Source organism: Bacillota bacterium (assembly GCA_033549065.1).
Classification (GTDB): Bacteria; Bacillota; Dethiobacteria; order DTU022; family DTU022; genus JAWSUE01.
Genome location: JAWSUE010000003.1, coordinates 169,500 through 191,425 on the forward strand (window position 1 = coordinate 169,500; position 21,926 = coordinate 191,425).

The following is a 21,926-nucleotide window of genomic DNA, read 5'->3' on the forward strand; positions in this document are numbered from 1 at the left end:
TCTATCAGATATAAAGATAATAAAGGTAAACAAAGAGGAGGCTTGGAGCAATGAGTACAAAAAATATAATTATCATTACAGCACTTGTATTGGTAGTAGGGTTACTCGTTGTTGGATGTGGTGGAAATCAGTTGTCAACCGGCACTGTTGAAGCGCCGAGAGTTATACAAACTTATGGTGAGGCAGAATTAACAGCCCCACCAGAGCTGGCTAAGATCAGTCTTGCAGTAGAAACCCGCAGCACTGTAGCTGAACAGGCAGTTGAAGAAAATGCCCGGCTGGCTACATCTGTAAAAGAAGCCCTGCTTGCCTTCGGATTGGCTGAAGAAGATTTGGTCACCGGATCATACCGGCTTTACAGTTATCGGGAATGGATGGAAGGCCGCCCGCTCGGTCAGGAAGAGCAGCAAACCTTCCAGGTTGTAAATGAAATAATTGTCTCTACGAACGATCTGGAAGCAGTCGGCGAAATTATCGATATTGCAGTCCGTGCCGGAGCGAACAGCATAAATTATATCACTTTCGAAATTGAAAACCCACAGGAACTCTTGATGCAGGCTCTAAAAGCAGCCACCGAACAGGCTGCTAAAAAGGCAGAATCTATCGCTGAAGGTGCAGGGGCAAGAATATCCGGTCTGCACAGTGTAAGAGAGGAAAGAACAGACTACCTTCCCTTCAGATTTCAGAGTGATATGCTGAAAGAAGAAATGGCCATGGGTGATGGTTCCACTCCGATCACACCGGACGAGGTAACAGTACGAGCTATGGTTGTAGCGGAATATGCATTTTAAGAAACGCATAAGCCAATTAATAGATTAAAGACCGCATCGTTAAACGCTGCGGTCTTTAATTTTTATAATTTCCGTGATTAATGATTAATCATATTTCAACACTTGAATATCGACTTTTCGCAGCACTTATCAACTTCTGCCTGCAGTGTAACATGGCTTATACCATGATTTTCTATTAAATATTGCTCGATTTCATCATAAATTTTCTCTGCCTCGCAAAGCTGCATATCTTCCATATCAATGTGTGCTTCGAAATAAATTGTTTTTTCATTGCTCATCCATGAATGCACATGATGGATATTTTTTACCCCTGCAATATTTTCAACTCCTGCTTTAATTGCCTCATAATCAAGCTCTGCGGATGATTGCATAAGTATATCCACAGTCTTTCGTATGACTACCCAGGCTTTATTAATAATAAAAAATGAAATAAAAACTGTAACCAGCGGATCTATCCAAACAATACCCCAGATTCTGATAGCAATACCACCTGTAATAACACCCACTGATGAAACTGTATCGCTGATCAGGTGGAGGTAACTCGATTTAATATTCAGGTTATTCCGTGAATCTTTTTCCAAAATAAAAACAGATAATAAGTTTGCCAGCAATCCGATGAATGCCACCGTAATCATTAGTGTGCTATCTATAGGCTCAGGTGTACTGAATCGCTTGATCGCTTCGTATATTAACATGACTGATATGGCAAGCAAAACTGAAGAGTTTATAAATGCAGCCAAAATTTCCGCCCTTTTATAACCAAATGTCATCCTGGGATCTTTCGGTTTTTGGGCAATTCTGTTGGCAAAATAAGATAGAGCAATAGCTACAGTATCACTCAAGTTATGGGCGGCATCCGACATTAAAGCCAGACTTCCGGAGAGCAATCCACCAATGAATTCTGCTACGGTAATTGCAGCGTTCAGTAAAACAACCCAAAATATTTTTTTGCCTGATATGTCGGAAAAATCATCAAAATGCCCGGTTGCCGGATATTCACGCTTAAGATTGTCTTCAGGCAAATTATTTAAACCCGCCTATCTGCTCATAATAAATTCCAAATAATAGTATAGCACAATATAGTTAATCACTTGTTGATAATGAGATTGAAATACGTGATTATCTACATCTGACCGTTTTAGTTGATCATGACGTTATAGATGGCGCTCCGGCAGTAAGAGCGCTGGGCAGGTTAACAGAACTTGTGGAAAGTGGTTTTGGTCTAGATTGTCAGGCAGGATTTTAATATAAACTTCAAGAACTGAAAGTATAATCCCAGCTAAACTCCAGGGAATATAAACAAATCGGATGAAAGAAGTGAATGATAATGTTAGAAAAACCTACCCGTGAAGATGCAATGGCAATCCTGAAAAAGTATAACCAGAATGATGCCCTGATTAAACATGCTCTGGCGGTTGAGGCAGTCATGGGCCATTTTGCAGAAATTTACGGAGAAGGCGATGAGGAAAAATGGCGAGTAATCGGGCTTATTCATGACCTTGATTATGAAAAGTATCCTGACCAACATTGCAAGAAAACTGAGGAAATATTAAAAGCAGAAGGTTGGCCGGAGGAATACATTAGAGCGGCAATCAGTCATGGTTGGAAAATCTGTACCGACGTTGAGCCGGTCGAACGGGTTGAAAAGGTCCTCTACACTATAGATGAGCTTACAGGTTTAATCGTTGCGACAGTTCTGATGCGCCCCAGTAAAAGTATTCTAGATCTAACCCTAAGCTCGGTTAAGAAAAAGTATAAGAATAAAAATTTTGCGGCTGGTGTTGACCGCAATATCATTGAAGATGGCACTGCTTTGCTGGATATGGAGTTAGATAAAGTGATTGAAGAAACTATTAAAGGTATGCAGTCAGCTGCTGAAGAACTCGGCTTGAAGGGAGATCTTTAATACTACTCCCGCCAATATTCAGGCCGGTTCATGGTATCTGCACAAATAACCTTACCTTTCACTTTCCCAATAACTCCAGGGTGAAGTTCCTGAACCATTCAGGCATCAGCAACCTCGTCAGATATAGGGTAAGGTGCTTCAAATCCCGGGACCCCTGCCGGTCTAAATCCATGGATAGGATAATATTCCGGATGACCTAAAACAAAAACCAGTTTTACTCCCTTCTGAGATAATTGCTTTAAACCCTCCGCAATGAGCCTGCCACCTTGTTTGTCTTGACAAATGGAAACGCAGCGCGAAGCCAATTTTTCTGAAATTGATGGATTGGATACCAGTATACTTTGGCAAAGACCGGCTGAAAAAGAATGGTCTATCGGTGAAAACATTGACCATGCCCGTGTTCTGCTCCGCTCCTTCAGAAGACTGTTAAAATTCATCTGGCCTATTCTGATGCCTTATGCAATGCTAAAACGAAAAAGAATATACCAGAAAACTATTGATGATGTCTATGAGCGTCCAGGATTTCCTCTAAATGTTGGCTGGATGTGGCCTTCCAAGTTTAATAGAGAAAATCCTGTACCTTTGGAAACGCTCTATAATCTTTATCAAGCAGAACATCAAAAAATAAGGAATTTCTACGAAACAAAAGAAGAGGATTTGTTGGGTAATATGAATGTATACGATCCAGCAATTGGTTGGCTCAACCTTATACAGGCTTTGCGTGTCGGGATCTATCATGATGAACATCATTTTCGACAGGTGCGAGTAATCCATAAATCACTGGCTAATTGAAAAATCTGAACCCAATGATCAGAGGTGCCACCTGGGTCCTTCTTCTGTATCCTCCAGTACAACACCCACCTTCTGCAGAAGGCTGCGGACCTGATCGGCCCTGATCCATTGTTTATCTTTTCGGTATTCTTCACGTAATTCAATCATGTGGTTTACCAGATCATTGAATTTGCGGGGTATAACCTTTGAGGCCAACTCAAAACCGGTTCCGGCAAGAACTATCATTTCACGGAAAATTTCCCGTCCCTGCGATATAAACTCGGGATTTTCCAGGTCAAGTTGAGCCTGCCAGAGTTGTCTATCAGCTTCCAACAACATGGTGGCCATCGCTGCTGAGTCGTTTTGCTCAAGAGCAGTCTGAAATGAATTTTCAATTTCATGCAGACGATCCCAAAACGAGGTTTCCGGCTCAGCTTTGCCTTCGGAATGAACCCCTTTTTCAACCCTGGTGCTTCCTTTTGCACTTGTTACAGATGGTTTGCCCTGTAATTGATCAAAAGTTATCCTGTCATTGCGATCAAAATGCTGCTCTTCTTCATCTCTTCTGATCGTTACCTGCCCCAAACCTTCCACCATAGCTTCGCGGGAAGAAAAATTTAATATACAGGCAGTGTGCTCATCAAGTCCAAGAATAGTTGCCCCCTGAGGAAGTTTTGTTTCGAGTATTCTGAACCTCTTTTCACCCATATAACAAAACCGGGTATCATGGTTTCCACCTTCAGCATTATTCCAGTGAGGAACCACCACAATTTCCAACCCCAGGTGGCCCAATATATTCAAGCCTTTCACCCAATCAGGTTTTTCTCCGACCTTATATATTTCATAAACCGGAATAGTGTGGCTGCCTACAGTAAGTGCTGCTGCACTTGCAACTACCAGGCAGCCTCCCCTGGCAACCATAGCGCTTAACAGGCTGGGAATCGGAGAGGTTTCCAGGTTTTTAACTGTGTATGACGGACTGCCAGGACCGATCAGTACATATCCTGCTTCGCTTAAATCATGAAAAGCCTTTTCCCCTTCCGGCAAGTTAGCCATTTCAATCGACTTAAATGAAGCAACCTCCAAGTTTTCACCAATCTTATCTTGAAAATATTGCACCGCCCGACGGGCAATCAAATCTACATTTTCCTGAAATCCCGCAGGAGTATCAAGAAAGAGTGATTTCCCCTTATATTCACTCTGGGAAAGAAGCTTCTTGTGAGTTTCGACCATGGTACCGGAAAGTTCGCCGGAACCAATCAGGGCAATAGTCCCCCTCACTATCCCCATAATTTCTCCTCCTTGGTCAGATCTATCGGTTGGTATCTTTTTTCAGTATTGAAGTAAATTTATCTTTTACACGGCCATAAATACTTTTAATGCCGGTAATATAGAGCGCATCCCTGCTCTTACGAAGCGTCTCAATTGTACTGTCCTCAATAACTTTCCATAACAATTCCCTGTCCGGGGCGCTTAAAAAGTAATTCAATCTGACCTGATAAGCCCCTTTATAACGCCTACCTCCCCCATTCGGGGTGATTTGCTTAATTACACGGTTAAGATCAATATTGCGGCTCTTCGATCTCAGGGAGACATCAAGAAATAACTCACCTTTCCTTTGGTTCTCAATCACGGCAAAAACGGCCACTGTTTTATGTTCAGTATTTTTCAAAAGCATATCAGCAGTAATTGCAATAGAATCGCGGCTCCTGGCATCGATGAAGCCTAGACCATAAAACGCCCAATCTTTGTAGACCACTTCCTGTTCACGAGCCTTTTTATAATTGGTTAGAGTTTTTGTCGAGGGAGGCATGCTGTTTAACTCCTGTAAAATCTCTTTATCGGCAAACCCTTGAAGGTACTCCAATGCTTCAATATCTTGTGGAGTTATATTATTGTACTTGTCTGTGTCGGTCTGAATGCCAAAGGTCAGGGCAGTAGCCAGTGAAGTCATATCAGTTTCGGAGATCTCTATGTTTAGGTTTTTTACCATCAGTGCAATTAGAGTACTGGTTGAACCCACATCAGTCCTGATTAAAGAAAAATCTGCCTGTATTGTTTCATTAGATTTGACATGATGATCTATATGCGCTGCACAGGGGATACTATTATTTAGATAATCGATCCGGTTATCCTGAAAATCCGGCACTATGTAAGCTTGATATTTCTTGGGGTTGATCTTTTTATCAAAGATTACAGGTATCCTTAATCTTTCTATGAATACCCTGTTTTGCGCCAAAGATAATCTGTGCTCGGCAAAAATGTCGGAATTAACCGAGATATAATTGAGCATAATATTTATGGCATAAGCTGAAGCAATGGCATCAGGATCAGGCGAACCGGGGATATAGATGGCTATGGCCTTATACTTGCTAACTGCTTCAATAAATTGTGCTGCTGCTTTGTTCATATCCAGTATATTCCTTTTTATCTGTTATCACATTATCTGCTGTGCAATATTACTCTACACCAATATCCTCATTCCAGAGATTGGGGTTTGCTGCAATAAACTCTTCCATCATTTTTATACAGGTTTCATCCTGTAGAACTTCAACTTCCACCCCTCTTGATCGGAGAAGGTCTTCTTCGCCCAGGTATGTCTTATTTTCACCAACAATGACCCGTGGGATACCGTAAAGCAAAATCGCACCTGTACACATCGAGCAGGGCGAAAGGGTTGTATATATCTCGCTTTCCCTGTAAATTGAAGCAGGCAGTCGACCTGCATTCTCCAGACAATCAGTTTCTCCATGCAAGATAGCACTGCTTTTCTGAATACGCCTGTTATGGCCCCGGCCGATGATCTTCCCATTATGAACAAGAACAGCACCGATTGGAATACCGCCTTCCTCTAATCCCTTTCGCGCTTCACTTATAGCGGCCTCCATAAAACTATTCAATATTTCCCCGCTCCCTTTACTATCTATTCTGCTCATCTACAAATGAATCGATCAGCCTCCGGGCTATACTGATCGGGCCAGGCAGGTTTGGAAAATTCTCCGGGGTAAACCATCCGGCATCTGCAATCTCTATTTCATCAAGCCGAAGTTCCCCACCTGCATAATCAGCTGTAAAACCGACCATAAGTGAATTGGGAAATGGCCAGGACTGGCTGCCATAGTACTTTATATTCTTGACTTCAATTCCCGCTTCCTCCTTTACTTCACGTACCAGGCATTCCTCAAGGCTTTCACCGGGTTCGACAAATCCGGCCAATACGCTGTAAAATTCATGCTTGTACCGCTTATTCCGAAGTAACAGGAGTTCTCTGCCCTTTTTTATGGCGACTATTACTGCTGGGGAAATACGGGGATAATATACAGCATCACAGCATTTACAGATTTTTGCCCGTTCATCTGGGGCATATTCTGTCCGAGCTCCGCACTTGCCGCAGTACTGGTGCATTCTGTCCCAGTTAATTACCTGATTGGCATGTACGGCCAGCGAGAATATTTCATCGTCGACCTTTCCGAAGAGTTCTCTGAGTCCTATAAATGAACTTCCACCCACAGCAGAACTGGCAGTGTCCAGGTCAACCGAATAACAGGACTGACCGTCCAGAGTGCCAAGAAAATGCCGCCGCACTATATTTAAATTCATTTTTTCCAGCTCAATACGCTCGGGAATACGGCATACCTCACCATTATCGATAACCAGGATCTGGTCTTCTCTATAGGCAAAAACAAGTGCATGGCCATTATCCGCACCCGAATCCAGCGAAACTGACATCTTCAACCTCATAAGCTCTACACTCCCAAAAATACGTCTTTTAATCTATATTAGTTTATCACATAACCGTCTAACCACCGCACGTCAATCGCACAGGGGGACGGTTCTTCTGTGTCACTTATTTATTCTAAAGTCTGTAACAAAAATTTATAAAACATCCCAATTGACTAAATTGAACCGTCCTTTTGCGCAACTAAATGACACAGAAGAACCGTCCCCCTGTGCGGTCCCCCTGTGCGATTGACGTAAAATACTTTATATAGTATTATTATAAATGTTTATTATAGTGCTAAATATAGTACTGAAAAGAGAGGTGAATTCTATGGACAATTATATCACCGCTAATGATTTAAAAACAAAAGGTGTCTCTGCAATTGATATGGCAGTTAAAGAATCTGATGAAGTGGTAGTAACTGTCAGAGGCAAGAGTACATATGTAATAATTCCAATTGAGAAATATAATTATTACCGGGAATGCGAACTTGAATCAGCAATTAATGAAACTCTAAAAGAAATTGAGCAGGGTAAATATGTTGCTGAAAATGTAGAAGAACATATTAAGAGGATTACTAATGCATAAAATCATCTACACTGATAATTATAATAAAAAAGCGGCTGCTTTTCTAAAAAAGCACCCGGAGCTAACAAACCAATATAGTAAAACGCTGAAACTACTTGAACTCAATCCCGGTCATCCTTCCTTAAAACTGCACAAATTAAAAGGTTCATACGCAGATCTATACGGAGCTTCAATCAATATAAATTACCGGATCAGCCTTTTATTTATTATTCATGATGACCTCATCATTCCTGTAAATGTAGGTTCCCATGATGATGTTTACAAATAAAATTGCTAGGGAGAGATATTATGGCTCAACTTGAATTAATCGCCACATCAACCTTTGGACTTGAAGCCCTGGTTGCCAAAGAGGTAAAAGCCCTGGGTTATAAGCAGGTGACTGTGGAAAACGGAAAGGTCACCTTTACAGCAGATGAGAATGCAATCTGCCGCACTAATTTATGGCTACGCACAGCAGACCGGATCCGGCTTAAAGTTGGTGAATTCAAAGCTACAACTTTTGATGAACTTTTTGAAAAAACCAAGGCCCTGCCCTGGCCTGACATACTCCCGGCAAAGGCAAATTTTCCTGTTGATGGCAAATCAGTCAAATCAACTCTCTTCAGCATTTCTGACTGCCAGGCAATTGTCAAAAAAGCGGTAGTGGAAAGCATGAAAAAGAATTACCAGACAGAGTGGTTTAAAGAAGACGGCCCGCTTTACCGTATCGAGGTGGCTCTCCTTAAAGATACAGCCACCCTGACAATCGATACCAGCGGCGCCGGGCTGCATAAGCGCGGTTACCGCCTGAGTGGCAGCGGTGCACCACTGAGGGAAACTTTGGCAGCCGCCCTGGTGCTGATCTCTCGCTGGGAACCGGATAGAACGCTTATTGACCCTTTGTGTGGATCTGGAACTATTCCGATTGAAGCTGCCCTGATCGGACAAAATATTGCTCCGGGAATGAACCGGACTTTCGCTTCCGAAGAATGGCCGAATATACCACGGGATCTCTGGCGTAATGCCCGCAAGGAAACCCATGATCTGGCCAATTATTCACAAAAGCTCGATATCAGCGGCACGGACATCAGCAGTGAAGCCATTAAAACTGCCCGTCGGAATGCCGCAAAAGCTGGAGTAGAAGATTCTATACACTTCCAGGTCAGACCGCTTGCTGAATTAAGTTCAAAAAAGAAATACGGCAAGCTTATCTGTAACCCGCCGTATGGAGAACGTTTGGGGGATATAAAAGAAATTGAAAAACTTTATCGAGAAATGGGCAAATCCTTTAAAACTCTCGATACATGGTCCTGGTATATTATCACGGCATATGAAGATTTTGAAAGGGCTTTCGGAAAGAAAGCCTCAAAAAGGCGCAAACTTTACCACGGCAATATTAAGGTCCAGTATTACCAGTATTTTGGTCCAGAACCTGCAACAAAAAATAAAGAGGGTTAAATTATGTCACCCTTAATGCTGATTTTTTTAATCCTCATCTTTTTCCCACTTAAACTTATCCGCAGCCTCTTTGAAACCTGCCGACAGTGACTTCCAGGCAGATTCAAAACCATCCTTTAAAGATTCCCATGACTCTTCATTGGTCTCGGCCAACTCTTTCAATTTCTGAGTGCCTTCTTCAATCTTTTTTTCCAAAACCTTAATCTGCTCAGGCATGTTTTTGAAAGCTTCAGCCCCCGCTGCTCCAGCCTTCTTTTTCAAATCTTTAACCTCTTCAACCCAGCCTTCCAACTGCTTTTGCAGATATTTGCGATAGCTATCTTTGTCTTCCACAATTCTCACCTCTATTATGTAATTTAGCTATTCTCCCAAAACATTAAACAATCTTCACGCTTCTGAGTTAATTATATAGCATTTTTGATAAATTTTATTTTTCAATACGCCCGAATGCATCCAGAAATAATAGTGCTTTCAGAGTCAGTATAGCTTTCCAGTTATTCCATGAATCCCTTAATTCATCTTCATAATATTGCCTATTTAGCTTTCCACAGTAAAAATTTTTCCCTTCAATTATTTTATAAAAATATTTTATAAAAAACTATTGACTAATTTCATAAAATATATTATATAGTAAATAGGTTTATAATATAAAGTTAAAAGGGTGAGTCAAGTGGATAATAAACCTCAGGAACTGAAAGAAGTTATTGCTGACCTGCAGTTGATCAAGGAAGCCATCATCAAAAGCGACAGTATATTCAATTTTATTGATATCCGGAAAGCAGTTAGAAGCGTTACACTCATTGCGGGACTAATCATAGCCTTTTTTGCTGTTGTATCATACTACCTGGGTGAATACTACGAATCCTTTGGAGCAGTTCCACTCGGAATCAGAATTGCCCTCTACATTTTAATCGGGCTGGCTTGCTGTTTAGTCGGGTTTCTTAAGATTGGTAACTTCCTGAAAAGCGCCAGGGGTATTCGCAATGACATTAACCTGGACAAGTTATTCTCGGAAATCTACACTCCCCGCTTGCTCTTGTTAATGATCCCCAATATACTGGTCATAATTCTAGTAACCATCTTCCTCTGCAGCAAAGACCTGACAAGCTATATTATTCCAACCCTTTCGATCCTTTCGGGACTGATGTTTCTCTCAACCAGCCCCATCTTTTCTCTAAAGGAATATAATCTGTTAAGCATGTGGCTGATCGCAACGGGTCTTTTATCACTCTTCACTGCTGAAATAATTCATCCCATGGCCGTTCTTGGTTTCACATTTTCAGCAGGATTTATCATTTCATCCCTGCTGCTCTATCTGGATCTACCCGGGCATAAATCTTAAGAGGTAATCACAATGAGCAAAAGCAGAAAAAAAGATAATAAACCTGATCTTGACCGGTTAATCCACGAACCAGCCCGCCTCCAGATAATCAGCTACCTGGCTGCGGGAGGTCAAAATGTACCGTTTAGAGAGCTTAATGAAAAATTAGGTTTAACTGCGGGTAATCTTTCAGTTCAGTTGAAAAGGCTGGAAGAAGCAGGCTACATATCCATTATCAAATCATTTAAAGATAACCGGCCGCTTACTTCGGTTTCACTGACTCTGTCTGGAATGGAAGCTTTAAAGGAATACCTGCAGGAACTGGAAAAGATGATCGATCGCTTAAAGGAGGCAATGCCTCCACCAGAACAGGATAATGTATAGATGGTGAAACAATCTCCGCATAGATTTGGTCGAGAGTGAAAATATTAACTGAGAGGAGGCGAACGAAATGCCGTGGTGGGGATGGGTATTAATTGTTGTCGCAATAGCAATTATTTTACCGCTGAAAATCAAAGTGTGGAAAATGCTTTTCTTAAAACCTAAAAAAGAAGAACCGGATGACGATTATTAGAAAACAATAAGAAATGAGCACAGTAATTTGTTTTTCATGAATGTTTCCTGATAAGATAGGGCTGGTAATAAGTTATTTAAATTAGCCCAGATGAAGGCTGGTGATTATTGGTGGTTGAATTCGAAAAGACCCCGGAAAAACAAAGTATCCCATGGATGGGCGGCAAATATGCCGGGCAGCTTAGAGATAACATCCCTCACGGACAGGGCAGACTGGCGCTGCCTGACGGTACAAGATATGACGGTGATTGGAAAGAAGGAAAACCTCACGGCAGGGGAACAGTATTCTACGCCGGCGGCGGAATTTACAAGGGAGAACTGGTTGAAGGTAAAAGACACGGTTACGGAATCTACAGTAAACCGGACGGTAAAGTCCTTAAAGGACTGTGGGAAAACGGCAGCTTTGTTAAGTCCTTCGAAGAGGTCTTCAAGCCTTTTGACGAAACCAAAGAGCCTTTGCCTGAGCAGACCGCTGGAATTAAAGCAAGAACTGACACCCCAGCAATTAACGTTCAGAATCTAAGCCACTGGTATGGCAGTCTACAGGCTGTAAAAGATATCAGTTTCAAAGTCTATCCGGGAGAAATTCTCGGCTTTCTAGGCCCCAATGGAGCTGGTAAGTCGACAACGATCAAGGTATTGACCGGCCAACTTGAGCTTAAAGGAGGCGCCGCCCAAATACTGGGTCGCGATATCGGGAGGGATGATCCGGTTATTCAATCACAGATCGGTGTCTCTTTCGAAGAGAAAAACCTCTATCTGGAGATGACCGCCCTTGAGAACCTGGACTTTTTTGCCTCCCTCTTCGGTATCCGCAACCCCGACTCGCTGGGAGCACTACGCCGGGTAGGGCTTGCCGATCGCGCCAAAGATCGCGTATCGAACTATTCGAAAGGGATGCGCCAACGACTGATGATCGCCCGGGCTTTTATCAACAAGCCAAAAGTCCTGTTCCTTGACGAACCGACAGATGGCCTTGATCCGGTTACAGCAGCAGCCATAAGAAAAACTATCAAGGAAGAAGCCGACCGGGGAGCAGCCGTTTTATTAACAACTCACAATATGCATGAAGCCGACGAGCTCTCAGACCGGGTAGCCTTCATCAATGAAGGAGAAATTGTCGCCCTCGATACTGCTGAGAGTTTAAAACTGAAGCACGGCAAAAGATCGGTAAAAGTCCGCCTACGCGACGGTAACGAGGTAAGAGAGGAAAACCTTCCCCTGGATGGTGAACAATCATCATCCAGGTTAAGCACTCTGGCTGCTTCACCTGACCTTATGACTATCCATACGGAAGAAGCAACCCTGGAAGCGATCTTTATCAAGCTTACCGGTAGGGGGCTGGTGGGATGAAATCACAAATTTCAGGAAGCAAGCTTCTTCTGGCCATACTCAAAAAGGATCTCAAGGTGTACAGCAGGAATACCATTTACCTCTTCCTGACCATTATTAGCCTAGTCTTCTTTGTCGCCATTTTCTGGATAGTGCCTGACACTGTAGAAGAAGATATTACCTTTGCCATAACCCCTCCACTCTCTGAATTATTCAGCGAAGGAAGGGATGTTTTGCTGGCTGCCGGAATCCCGGAGCAACTCCTCGAACAATTTGACGATCTTGAAGCAGCCTTCGAAGAAGAAGGCCTGATGCTGGTCGAGTTTGAAAACGAAGATCAACTGAAAAAAGCAATTACGCAGGACCTGGAAGTTTACAAGACAGAGCAGGGTCGGTTTGTTATTCATGATCCTGACGGAGAACAAAAAAAGCCCGAGAATTCGAAAAGAATCAGGTTGGACATCGGTATGTCATTTCCCCCTACCTTCTTTGGTGATGTGGTTGTGGGAGTAAGACCAACAGTTACCGTTTTTGCCGACGCGGCTGTCCCCGATGAAATCAGGGGAGCCATGCAGGGATTTATTCGCGAGATGGCTTACCAGCTGGCCGGACATGAATTGCCGGTCGAACTTCCCGATGAAGAAATGATCATTTTAGGGCAGGACCGCCTGGGTGCCCAGATCTCAACAAGAACAAAAATGAGACCACTGATTGCCTTCTTTATCCTGATGATGGAAACATTTGCCCTGGCTTCGTTGATCTCCAACGAAGTTCTGCAGCGCACCGTTACTGCCCTTCTGGTCACACCAATGCGGGTCTGGCACTTTCTGACAGCCAAAACAATTTTCGGGATGGCCCTGGCCATGAGCCAGGGATTGATCGTTCTAATATTCGTCAGGGCTTTTACTGCTGAAAATTGGCCGCTGCTTTTATTAACAATATTCCTCGGTTCGCTGCTCTTTACAGCAGTTGCCATGCTTGTTGGTGCGGCAGGAAAAGATTTTATCGGACAACTGATGTTCAGCATGCTCTTTATCATTCCCTTAATGATCCCTTCATTTGCCGTCCTCTTTCCTGGTTCGGTAGCAACTTGGGTCAGGGCTCTTCCCAGTTACCCCATAGTCAACCTACTTTATGAAGTAACCATTCATGGAGCAACCTGGGCTGATTCGTATACTTCATTGCTCTATGCTGCTTTATGGGTCCTGATTATCTTTGCAGCGGGACTCTTCGTCTTGAAAAGGAAGGTGGCTACGCTATGAGTATCAATCGAGTATTAAAGATCCTATTCAAAGATTTTTCTGTTGGGCCGCGTAAATCATTTTTTATCTGGGCGCTGATCATGCCCTTTGCCCTAACCCTTCTTTTTCAGGTTACGTTCGGGTCTCTCTTTGAACCGAAACCACGGGTAGGTATTGTCGACTTCGGTAATTCGGCTGTTACCACGGCGGTTCAGGAGCTGGAAGGATTTGAGGTTTCCATCCTGGATTATACCGACGAACTGATTGAAATGGTTGAACAGCACGATCTTGATGCCGGACTGATCCTTACAGCCGGATTCGACGAAGCTGTTAAAGCCGGCGAAAAACCGAAGCTCGATTTCTATATTAGCGGAGAAAGCCTTGCTTCTAACCGGATCATTATCAGTGTCATGGCTATTGAACAGATCAGGGAGTTGGAAGAAGGAGATCCTCCTGTTGATGTACAGATGGTATACTTCGGTGAGCCAGGCCTCCCTATATCAATCAGGCTGGTCCCGGTTATTGTCTTCTATGCACTGGTCATGGCCGGTATATGGGTGCCGAGTTCCAGTCTTGTTGAAGAAAAAGAACGGGGAACCCTGACTGCCATGATGGTTACTTCAGCCAGGTTGAATGAAATTCTGGCTGCCAAATGGCTTCTCGGTTTTATATTCGCTACTTTTCTTGCTGTAGTAACCTTGCTGTTAAACCGGGCATTCGGTCCACGGCCTTTGGAGGTTATAGTGGTTATTATCGTTGCCGCATCGCTTACATCAATGATCGGTCTGTTGGTCGGACTCTATTCCAAAACCGCAACCATGCTCTTTACGCTGATCAAAAGCCTCGGAATGTTTCTATTTATTCCCGTAATCTTTTATATCTTCCCGGACTGGCCGCAGTGGATCGCCAAGATCTTCCCACTATATTGGATAATCAGCCCCATCTGGGAAGTATCTATCATGGGTGAACCCTTAAGTTCGGTCTGGTTTGAACTTACAATTGCCATCGCCATTACCCTGATCCTGATACCGCTATTGCTGCTTATCAGGAAAAGAGCAATGGTATAAAACGTGTCAAGGGGACGGTTCTCCTGACACGTTATTCATTATTAAAAAATGTGTCAGAAGAACCGTCCCCTTGACACATGTTAAACACCCTTTTGAAAGGATATGAAATGAGATATATCAAAAAAATACCACAGACTGACCAAAAACTAAGTGAAACGCTGCTGGCTGATGGGTGGCGAAAAATTAAGGAAGCACCGAATTTATATCTTTCCATACTTTTTTCCATACCATTCATGATTTTGAATGCCCTAATCAGTTACTTGATTATCGCCTCTATTGATAATCAATTAGCTGCATCAATCCGGGAAATAATGTTTTCCGGGTCATGGTCAATAACTATCCGGTTTGACTATATTATATATGCTTACATATTAATTATTCTTCACGAAGCAGCTCATCTGCTATTTATACCAAATTTCCTGAAATCAGAAAAAACCTATTTCGGGATAAAACCATGGGGTGGGTTTGTTTTTACGACCGAGCCTTTGACTAAAGGCAGATTTTTATTAATTTCAGTTACACCATTTCTATTGATTTCAGTTATCCTACCGGTGATCCTGGGTTTAATCGGAAATCTGAGCAGCCTTATAGTATTCACGGTTTTTCTGAATGCCCTGGCATCATCAGTGGACATGCTCAATACATTTTTAATCGCCGTCCAGGTTCCGCAGGGCAGCACGATTGTGAACAACGGATTTGAATCTTACTATGTGTCAGGAGAACCGCCCCCTTGACACACAAAATCCAGTATTATTTTATTTACAATTTCAGGATAATCACGTTGGATCCAATGCCCGGCGTTTTCAATCACTTCCAGTCGGGAATTTCTGATTAATGACGCCGCTCGTCTGGCATATTTTACTGGCACGCCGATATCATGTGTTCCGTGGATAATGAGTACAGGCATTTGCAATTCCGGTAAACGATTTGTAAAGTTTGTTTTAATTTTTTTACATAATATCTCATCTTGCTGCATCTCATTGAATGCCTTATGTGACGATCCATTCTTCATCGCCTCGAGAACTTCATCAACTAAACTTTCGGTTCGCGAACGGGGGTTCCGGATAATGCTCTTGATACTAGTCTTGGCTACCCACCTCGAATTACGAATCATTGACCAAAGGGCATTATTTAAACCGGGGATTTTAAGATAGAGGTAGCTGTAAAAATGATAAGGTGCTTTATCCTGAATCCCATATGAACCAATCAGAACCAGGCTTGAAACCTTAGAAGGCTTGTTAATGGCATATCCAAGAGCTATTGCGCCTCCCATTGAAAGACCGATTAGTGTTACTTGATCCAGTTCAAGATACTCGATGAAAGAGTCAAGATAACCTATTAAGTTTTTAATTGTAGCCGGTTTATTGCCTGGCGGACTCTCGCCATAGCCTGGATAATCCGGAGCGTATACCCTGTATCCGGCATTGGCTAAAACCGGGATTGTTTCTCTCCAGGATAGAAGGGCATGATCGGTTCCACCTCCGTGTAGTAATATTAACGGCTTACCAATCTGTTCCCCTGCTAAATAGTAATTAACCTGTAATCCATCTTCGAGAGTGATCAATTGTCTTTCGAACTTTTTTCTCATCCCTATAATACCTCTCTACCGTTCATATCTAGTATTATATAACTTTTTCAATTTATTTATACTTTTCTATTGACAACTGTATCGTCTGCCGATATAATTTATACCGGTATACGATATATCGGCACATGTTATAACGGCAATCGAGTTATGGAGATGAAGTTATGCAGGAAAATATTGCATTAACCGAAGCTGTCTTCTACATCATGCTTTCTCTTTTTAAACCGCTTCACGGTTACGGAATAATGCAAAATGTAGCTGAGTTAAGCAGCGGTAGGGTAAATCTGGCTGCAGGAACACTTTATGGAGCATTAAATACATTGCTTGAAAGAGGTTGGATCAAAGCGCTACCCGGAAAAAGCAATTCAAGGAAAAAAGAATATATTATAACTGAAAGTGGCAAAGTTGCAGTAAATAATGAGTTATTCCGCCTGCGTGAACTGATCAAGAATGGCGAAATGATAATCGGGGGTTCCGAATCATGAGACAAACTATATATAAAGTTTTTATGGCCTGGGATTATGAAAAAGAAGAAGAATGGTTAAATGAGATGTCGGCTAAAGGCTTGCAGTTGGTCAGTGTAAGTTTAATAAGATATGAATTTGAAGAGGCTGAAGCTGGTGAATATATCTATCGTATCGAACTTTTAGATCATCTCCCAGCCCATCCTGAAAGCAGAGCGTATATAAGATTTCTTGAAGACACCGGAGCAGAACATATTGGCTCGTATTTTCGTTGGGTATATATCTGTAAAAAAAGAGCTGACGGAGCTTTTGATTTATATTCCGACAGACAGTCCAGGATCAAGCATTACGGGAGGATTTTACTTCTTCTCTACTCAATATCTGCGTTATTTGTAATCACCTTTACAGTGAATTTCATAGACTATGTCTCCTCAGGCAATACTACTAACCTGGTATTTATGATCATTCACTTTATAGTTGGTCTTTTAATGGTAAGAGGTATATTCAGCCTTCTGAAGAAAATCAGAAAGCTGAAAAAGGAAACAACAATTACAGAATAACATCTTTACCGCCTTGTTCAAAATAAAAATGACAGGAGCGATTATAAAATGCGTGGGCTTAAAATCTTTCTGCTGATTCTTCTTTGGCTGGTAGTATTTATTGGTGTTTGGGCTTATCTGGGTTTATTTAGCGCAGATAATACTTTGTTAAATGCAGATTATTACGATGAACTATTCCAGGAAACTGAACTGGTTCCCCGGGTTTATGAAGAAATGTCTGCCCGTTTCCCCGAACTTATCCAGAACAGTTTAGAAACTGTATTAGAAGAGGTAGAACTTAATACTCCTGAATTTAATGAAATCATTCTTCCCCTTGTTATAGAATCTTACTGGGAAACTATTGACCCGGTCTGGGCAGAAGAACAGATTCTACTTGTTATCAAAGATTATGTTTCAGTGATCCGGGGAGAAAAAGAAACCATTACTGCAGCAATTGATACTGCAGAAATGGAAATACGCTTCAGGGAATTATTATATAGGAAGATTAGAGTATTGCCACAGTCTACAGTTCGTCGGATAGAACTGCATCCGGCAGTAATTGAAGCACTGGCAGCCCGGATTGTCAGGGAAATGGGCCTTTTCGGAGAAATTCAACTGGCTGATCGAATATCCGAATCAGATTTATCGACAAACTGGGGCAGCACCCTTACTCAGTACAGGTTTTACCGGGCTTATCCTTACCTACCCCCGATTTTCTTAATCTTGATGATGATCTTTATGATCCTGCTGGCCAAAATAGCTGCCGGCTTGAGATGGTTCGGTTCAGCTGTTTTACTCTCCAGTCTCTCCTTTCTCTTCTGCATCTGGATGCTGAAAGGAATCCTGCCTGTATTAGGACAGGATACACTGAATTTAGAAGAACTGCCAATATCTCAAGATTTGGTCCAATCAGTAATAGCCTTAACTGCAGATAAAATAACTTATTTTGCTCTTATCTCTGTCGGTATTGGTCTGGCATTGCTGGTTTTCGGGATACTATTTAGTCTGCTTACCAGGAAGAACCCGGCCTGAAATTAATAGGTTGGAATTTTTATAAATAATGATAGTATCTTTTTATAAATTGATAAATGAATTTCAGGAGGAGCATTATCATGCAAAAAATTATTCCTCACATCTGGCTGGATGATCAGGCTGAAGAGGCAGTAGACTTTTACGTTTCTCTCTTCAATAATTCCAAGAAAGGTCACACAGATTACTACGATGAAGCCAGTTCCGAGGTGGCCGGTAAACCTGTCGGAAGCATCCTGACAATCGATTTTACTCTTGAAAACCAGGAATTTGTTGTAATCAATGGCGGTCCCGATTTTTCAATAACTCCGGCTATATCGTTCTTTGTAAACTGTCAAACCAAAGAAGAAATTGACCGGCTCTGGGGTACGCTTTCTGAGTACGGCAAGGTGCTGATGCCACTGGACCATTATAACTTCAGTGAAAAATACGGTTGGATCGAGGACAAATTCGGTGTCTCCTGGCAATTAATTTTAAACCAACTGCCCACCCAGAAAATTATCCCCTCCCTTCTCTTTGTTGGCAGCCAGAGCGGCAAAGCAGAAGAAGCAATCAATTTTTATACAACTCTCTTTGAGAACGCAAGAATCGAAGAGATCTCCCGCTACGGTGCCGGCATGGCACCTAATGAAGAAGGAACGATAAACTATGCCAGCTTCACCCTGGCCGGTCAAAAATTCGCAGCCATGGAAAGTGCGATTGATCACGAATTCACCTTCACAGAGGCCGTCTCGTTTTTAGTCAACTGCGAAACGCAGGAAGAGATAGACTACTTCTGGAACAGCATGTCGGCTGATCCGGAAGCAGAACAATGCGGATGGTTAAAGGATAAGTTCGGAGTTTCCTGGCAAATCATCCCCCAGCAGCTTAATAAACTATTAAGGGACCCTGATCCCGAAAAATCCCTCAGGGTTATGAAGGTCTTTCTTCAGATGAAAAAGCTAGATCTGGCCGCTCTTGAAAGAGCTTATCAGAAATGAAAACATTTCGGAGCGAAGCTGACTGTTTATGGTTCAGATGAATCATGATTTTCATCTCGAAAAAAGTGTCAAGTACCCCGTCCCCTTGACACACGCGATCATGAAAACAGGACTTCTTGCAATACAGGTGGAAGAATCCTAAAATTCAGAACAGGCATCTGAATAATATATTTCTATTGATCAATCAACTAAGTTACAAACAATCTCCCTGAAAACAGCGGTATGCATATCGATATCTTCATTAGTGGTCTGCGGGGAAATCAGGGCCATGTTATGGAATGGAGTCATCAGGATACCCCTGTTCAAGGCGGCAAGATGCATGTATCGATCCAACTCAGTATCAACTGCTGCCGCAGCTTCCTGGCCGTTCTGAGCCGGTTCACGCCTAAACCAGTATTCGGTACGACAGCCCAGACTTGTTACATTCCAGGGCAGGTCAAATTCTCTGATTACTTCATTTACACCCTCTGTGAAGCGATCGGCCAGCGGAATGGTAATATCATAGGCTTCTTTAGTCAGCACTTTCTCAAGGGTAACCCTCATAGCGGCTATAGATAGGGCATTACCGGCCAGGGTTCCGCCAATACCACCGGTATCGCAATCTTCAACTTCAATCATGTCCTGGATCATATCCGCAACCGTTTCGGAAAAACCGTAAACTGCAGCCGGAATACCGCTTGCAATCGGTTTGCCGATGGTCAGGATATCCGGTTCAAGGCCATGCAGTGCTGTGTAACCTCCCGGACCGGCACAGATCGTATGTGTTTCATCAATGATCAGGAGCGTTCCCGTTTTCCTGGTCAGCTCCCGAAGAGCCTGATGATAACCCGGCTGCGGGTGGATTATGCCGATGTTGGTCATCACCGGTTCGGCCAGCACACAGGCCACATCTTCCTCAGCAAGGGCTTTTTCCAACGCAGGCAGATCGTTGAATTCAACTACCCTGGTAGTCACAGAAGGATCAACCGGCGGGCCCAAGTTTCCCTGCCTCGCTTTTGATTCTCCATTCGGATAAAGGGTGATAAAGCTTTCATCAACCGTTCCGTGATAGCACCAGTTAAAAACCAGGATTTTTTTACGACCGGTAATATGCCGGGCCAACCTGATCGAAAAGCGGTTGGCATCGGTAGCAGTTAAGGCAAACTGCCAGTAAGGCAGACCGAACCGTTTCTGCAGTTCTGCTCCAACGTATATGGAATCTTCAGTGGGCAGCATCAGGGTTGTCCCATTTTTCATCCTCTCGATAATTGTCTCAAGAACAGCATCCGGTGCATGTCCGGTCATCGCTCCCGTATCACCCAGGCAGAGATCCAGGTAGCGGTGGCCATCAACATCAGAAAAATGCGCCCCCTTGGCTTTGTCAACAAATATAGGAAAATCGCCGGCCCATTTAACCATCCAATTCATCGGCACGCCGCCAAGCAGATTCTTTTTAGCCTCTTCGAACAGCTTTTGAGAGCGGGGATGTTTTTCGATAAACATTTTCCTTTCTCTACTTAACAATTCCGGAAGCTTTTTCGAATACATGATCGGATCTTCACTTCCTCCCACATTATTAATTATCTTTATTTTATAATAAAGACATATTTATTGCAGTAAGACAGTTTGTTCAGAGAAAGGGGATTTTGCTGCCAGTTTAACTAACTCACTATCTGCTGTAATCAGGATTGCTTTCGCGGCTATTGTCAATGCCAGGTAAAGGCTATCATAAACTGTCAGCCCCATATTTAATGCAATATCTAAAGCTGCCGGCATCAAATCTATCGCAGGTATTATTGTCAAAGGGCAATGAACAGTAATGGCATGGATTATTGCCCTGGCATCATCACTGTTAATTTCGTGATACCGTGTTTTTTTCCAAAGAACATTTCCAACTTCAGCTATTAACAAGTCCGGTGCTAACAGCCTAGTAATTTAAAAATATGATATATATAAAATAGGCTGGTTTTAAGGAAGGTAATATAAATGGAACCAGATTTTCTTATTCTATTATACGGTTTTTCTGCATATCTTAGCGCCACGGCAACTATTATAACCCTTATAACCGGGATTCTTTTTGCAAAAAAGGGAGGATTATTTGGGCCTTTGAATGACTTGTCAAGTATAATCCAAGTAATCTTTATGATACCCCTGGCATTTTATTTTTTTTCAATCTTGCTACCAGTATCTCGTGTTATTAGTACAATTGCACTTTTAATTGGCCTATGTGGGATGCTTTTTTCGGCCTATGGGCAGAGTTTACTGGTTTTAAAAAGAATAACCTTTAACCAATCTCGTAAATATATACCCGCCGGTACCGCAATCGGGATATGGCTTATTATTGTATGCTTGATTGCTTCCAGGGAATTTTTGATACCAAATACACTTGGCTGGATCGGTATTACTGCCGGATTCGGCTTTATTCTAACGGTAATAGGTTTCTTAAAAGGTGGTTTTAAGTCTTCACTATTTTATCTTGGCAGTTTTGTCACGGGAATAAGCTACCCGATTTGGGCTATATGGCTTGGCTGTATATTACTATCTTGATAAACAACTATATCATTGCCATCCTGGTTGCCCTTTATTATCTGGCTTAGGTATG

Annotated in this window: 28 protein-coding genes; 19 read left to right on the plus strand and 9 right to left on the minus strand. The window is 42.5% G+C overall.

Annotated elements, in window-relative coordinates; translation table 11 throughout:
* The first annotated feature begins 50 nt into the window (after positions 1–50).
* Positions 51–791, plus strand: coding sequence for an SIMPL domain-containing protein (locus SCJ97_03130; protein MDW7739039.1), 741 nt, complete (start codon positions 51–53; stop codon positions 789–791).
* Positions 792–886: 95 nt separating this feature from the next.
* Here the strand turns inward: SCJ97_03130 and SCJ97_03135 are convergent, their stop codons facing one another.
* A complete protein-coding gene (locus SCJ97_03135) occupies positions 887–1,750 on the minus strand; it encodes a cation diffusion facilitator family transporter (protein MDW7739040.1) in 864 nt (287 codons plus the stop codon).
* Between the two features lie 146 nt (positions 1,751–1,896).
* Here SCJ97_03135 and SCJ97_03140 point away from each other — a divergent pair, with 146 nt between their 5' ends.
* The 3 genes from SCJ97_03140 (at position 1,897) to SCJ97_03150 (ending at position 3,489) form a co-directional block, all read left to right on the plus strand.
* A complete protein-coding gene (locus SCJ97_03140; protein MDW7739041.1) occupies positions 1,897–2,037 on the plus strand; it encodes a hypothetical protein in 141 nt (46 codons plus the stop codon).
* Positions 2,038–2,118: 81 nt separating this feature from the next.
* The gene (locus SCJ97_03145; GenBank protein ID MDW7739042.1) at positions 2,119–2,697 is read left to right on the plus strand and encodes an HDIG domain-containing protein; all 579 of its coding nucleotides are present in this window, start codon (positions 2,119–2,121) and stop codon (positions 2,695–2,697) included.
* A 282-nt stretch (positions 2,698–2,979) separates the two neighbouring features.
* Complete coding sequence (locus SCJ97_03150) at positions 2,980–3,489, plus strand: DinB family protein (protein ID MDW7739043.1); 510 nt, start codon at positions 2,980–2,982, stop codon at positions 3,487–3,489.
* Between the two features lie 18 nt (positions 3,490–3,507).
* Here the strand turns inward: SCJ97_03150 and SCJ97_03155 are convergent, their stop codons facing one another.
* The 4 genes from SCJ97_03155 to nudC are packed head-to-tail and all read right to left on the minus strand — an operon-like array spanning position 3,508 to position 7,209.
* Positions 3,508–4,758: a hypothetical protein gene (locus SCJ97_03155; protein ID MDW7739044.1), complete on the minus strand. Its 1,251-nt coding sequence runs from the start codon at positions 4,756–4,758 to the stop codon at positions 3,508–3,510.
* Between the two features lie 22 nt (positions 4,759–4,780).
* On the minus strand, positions 4,781–5,878 hold the full coding sequence (locus SCJ97_03160) for a DHH family phosphoesterase (GenBank protein MDW7739045.1): 1,098 nt from the start codon (positions 5,876–5,878) through the stop codon (positions 4,781–4,783).
* Between the two features lie 49 nt (positions 5,879–5,927).
* Entirely contained in the window at positions 5,928–6,368 is a 441-nt protein-coding gene (locus SCJ97_03165; GenBank protein MDW7739046.1) for a nucleoside deaminase, read from the minus strand.
* A 19-nt stretch (positions 6,369–6,387) separates the two neighbouring features.
* The gene (gene nudC / locus SCJ97_03170; protein MDW7739047.1) at positions 6,388–7,209 is read right to left on the minus strand and encodes an NAD(+) diphosphatase; all 822 of its coding nucleotides are present in this window, start codon (positions 7,207–7,209) and stop codon (positions 6,388–6,390) included.
* Between the two features lie 310 nt (positions 7,210–7,519).
* Here nudC and SCJ97_03175 point away from each other — a divergent pair, with 310 nt between their 5' ends.
* Genes SCJ97_03175 through SCJ97_03185 form a run of 3 tightly spaced genes read left to right on the plus strand, consistent with a single transcriptional unit; the run spans position 7,520 to position 9,214 of the window.
* On the plus strand, positions 7,520–7,777 hold the full coding sequence (locus SCJ97_03175; protein ID MDW7739048.1) for a hypothetical protein: 258 nt from the start codon (positions 7,520–7,522) through the stop codon (positions 7,775–7,777).
* Positions 7,770–8,045 (plus strand): plasmid stabilization protein, encoded by a 276-nt coding sequence (locus tag SCJ97_03180; protein MDW7739049.1) that lies wholly within the window; start codon positions 7,770–7,772, stop codon positions 8,043–8,045. Before SCJ97_03175 ends, SCJ97_03180 begins: the two co-directional genes overlap by 8 nt.
* 20 nt (positions 8,046–8,065) lie before the next feature.
* Entirely contained in the window at positions 8,066–9,214 is a 1,149-nt protein-coding gene (locus SCJ97_03185) for a class I SAM-dependent RNA methyltransferase (protein MDW7739050.1), read from the plus strand.
* Between the two features lie 27 nt (positions 9,215–9,241).
* Here the strand turns inward: SCJ97_03185 and SCJ97_03190 are convergent, their stop codons facing one another.
* Complete coding sequence (locus SCJ97_03190; protein ID MDW7739051.1) at positions 9,242–9,547, minus strand: coiled coil domain-containing protein; 306 nt, start codon at positions 9,545–9,547, stop codon at positions 9,242–9,244.
* A gap of 337 nt (positions 9,548–9,884) precedes the next feature.
* Here SCJ97_03190 and SCJ97_03195 point away from each other — a divergent pair, with 337 nt between their 5' ends.
* From SCJ97_03195 to SCJ97_03225, 7 genes are all read left to right on the plus strand, one after another.
* The gene (locus tag SCJ97_03195) at positions 9,885–10,556 is read left to right on the plus strand and encodes a hypothetical protein (GenBank protein MDW7739052.1); all 672 of its coding nucleotides are present in this window, start codon (positions 9,885–9,887) and stop codon (positions 10,554–10,556) included.
* A 12-nt stretch (positions 10,557–10,568) separates the two neighbouring features.
* Positions 10,569–10,919, plus strand: a complete 351-nt coding sequence (locus tag SCJ97_03200) for a transcriptional regulator (protein MDW7739053.1) — start codon at positions 10,569–10,571, stop codon at positions 10,917–10,919.
* Positions 10,920–10,986: 67 nt separating this feature from the next.
* On the plus strand, positions 10,987–11,109 hold the full coding sequence (locus SCJ97_03205) for a hypothetical protein (protein MDW7739054.1): 123 nt from the start codon (positions 10,987–10,989) through the stop codon (positions 11,107–11,109).
* Between the two features lie 110 nt (positions 11,110–11,219).
* Complete coding sequence (locus tag SCJ97_03210; GenBank protein ID MDW7739055.1) at positions 11,220–12,461, plus strand: ATP-binding cassette domain-containing protein; 1,242 nt, start codon at positions 11,220–11,222, stop codon at positions 12,459–12,461.
* Positions 12,458–13,702 carry an ABC transporter permease gene (locus SCJ97_03215; GenBank protein ID MDW7739056.1) on the plus strand — a complete coding sequence of 415 codons (1,245 nt, stop codon included), beginning with the start codon at positions 12,458–12,460 and terminating at the stop codon, positions 13,700–13,702. Before SCJ97_03210 ends, SCJ97_03215 begins: the two co-directional genes overlap by 4 nt.
* Complete coding sequence (locus tag SCJ97_03220) at positions 13,699–14,748, plus strand: ABC transporter permease (protein ID MDW7739057.1); 1,050 nt, start codon at positions 13,699–13,701, stop codon at positions 14,746–14,748. Before SCJ97_03215 ends, SCJ97_03220 begins: the two co-directional genes overlap by 4 nt.
* Positions 14,749–14,855: 107 nt before the next feature.
* On the plus strand, positions 14,856–15,482 hold the full coding sequence (locus tag SCJ97_03225; GenBank protein ID MDW7739058.1) for a DUF3267 domain-containing protein: 627 nt from the start codon (positions 14,856–14,858) through the stop codon (positions 15,480–15,482).
* Here SCJ97_03225 and SCJ97_03230 read toward each other — a convergent pair.
* Entirely contained in the window at positions 15,455–16,336 is an 882-nt protein-coding gene (locus SCJ97_03230; GenBank protein MDW7739059.1) for an alpha/beta hydrolase, read from the minus strand. The genes SCJ97_03225 and SCJ97_03230 overlap by 28 nt on opposite strands.
* 161 nt (positions 16,337–16,497) lie before the next feature.
* On the opposite strand from SCJ97_03230, the gene SCJ97_03235 reads away from it, so the two are divergent.
* The 4 genes from SCJ97_03235 to SCJ97_03250 all read left to right on the plus strand — a co-directional run bounded on the left by SCJ97_03235 (position 16,498) and on the right by SCJ97_03250 (position 19,345).
* Complete coding sequence (locus SCJ97_03235) at positions 16,498–16,818, plus strand: helix-turn-helix transcriptional regulator (protein MDW7739060.1); 321 nt, start codon at positions 16,498–16,500, stop codon at positions 16,816–16,818.
* Positions 16,815–17,357 (plus strand): DUF2812 domain-containing protein, encoded by a 543-nt coding sequence (locus SCJ97_03240; GenBank protein MDW7739061.1) that lies wholly within the window; start codon positions 16,815–16,817, stop codon positions 17,355–17,357. Before SCJ97_03235 ends, SCJ97_03240 begins: the two co-directional genes overlap by 4 nt.
* Positions 17,358–17,405: 48 nt before the next feature.
* A complete protein-coding gene (locus tag SCJ97_03245; protein MDW7739062.1) occupies positions 17,406–18,368 on the plus strand; it encodes a hypothetical protein in 963 nt (320 codons plus the stop codon).
* An 80-nt stretch (positions 18,369–18,448) separates the two neighbouring features.
* The gene (locus tag SCJ97_03250) at positions 18,449–19,345 is read left to right on the plus strand and encodes a VOC family protein (protein ID MDW7739063.1); all 897 of its coding nucleotides are present in this window, start codon (positions 18,449–18,451) and stop codon (positions 19,343–19,345) included.
* A gap of 180 nt (positions 19,346–19,525) precedes the next feature.
* Here SCJ97_03250 and SCJ97_03255 read toward each other — a convergent pair whose 3' ends face one another.
* Together SCJ97_03255 and SCJ97_03260 are read right to left on the minus strand one after the other, a co-directional pair.
* Positions 19,526–20,872, minus strand: coding sequence for an aspartate aminotransferase family protein (locus tag SCJ97_03255; protein MDW7739064.1), 1,347 nt, complete (start codon positions 20,870–20,872; stop codon positions 19,526–19,528).
* A gap of 60 nt (positions 20,873–20,932) precedes the next feature.
* Entirely contained in the window at positions 20,933–21,259 is a 327-nt protein-coding gene (locus tag SCJ97_03260) for a type II toxin-antitoxin system VapC family toxin (protein ID MDW7739065.1), read from the minus strand.
* A 51-nt stretch (positions 21,260–21,310) separates the two neighbouring features.
* Here SCJ97_03260 and SCJ97_03265 point away from each other — a divergent pair, with 51 nt between their 5' ends.
* On the plus strand, positions 21,311–21,871 hold the full coding sequence (locus SCJ97_03265) for a hypothetical protein (protein ID MDW7739066.1): 561 nt from the start codon (positions 21,311–21,313) through the stop codon (positions 21,869–21,871).
* Positions 21,872–21,926 lie beyond the last annotated feature (55 nt).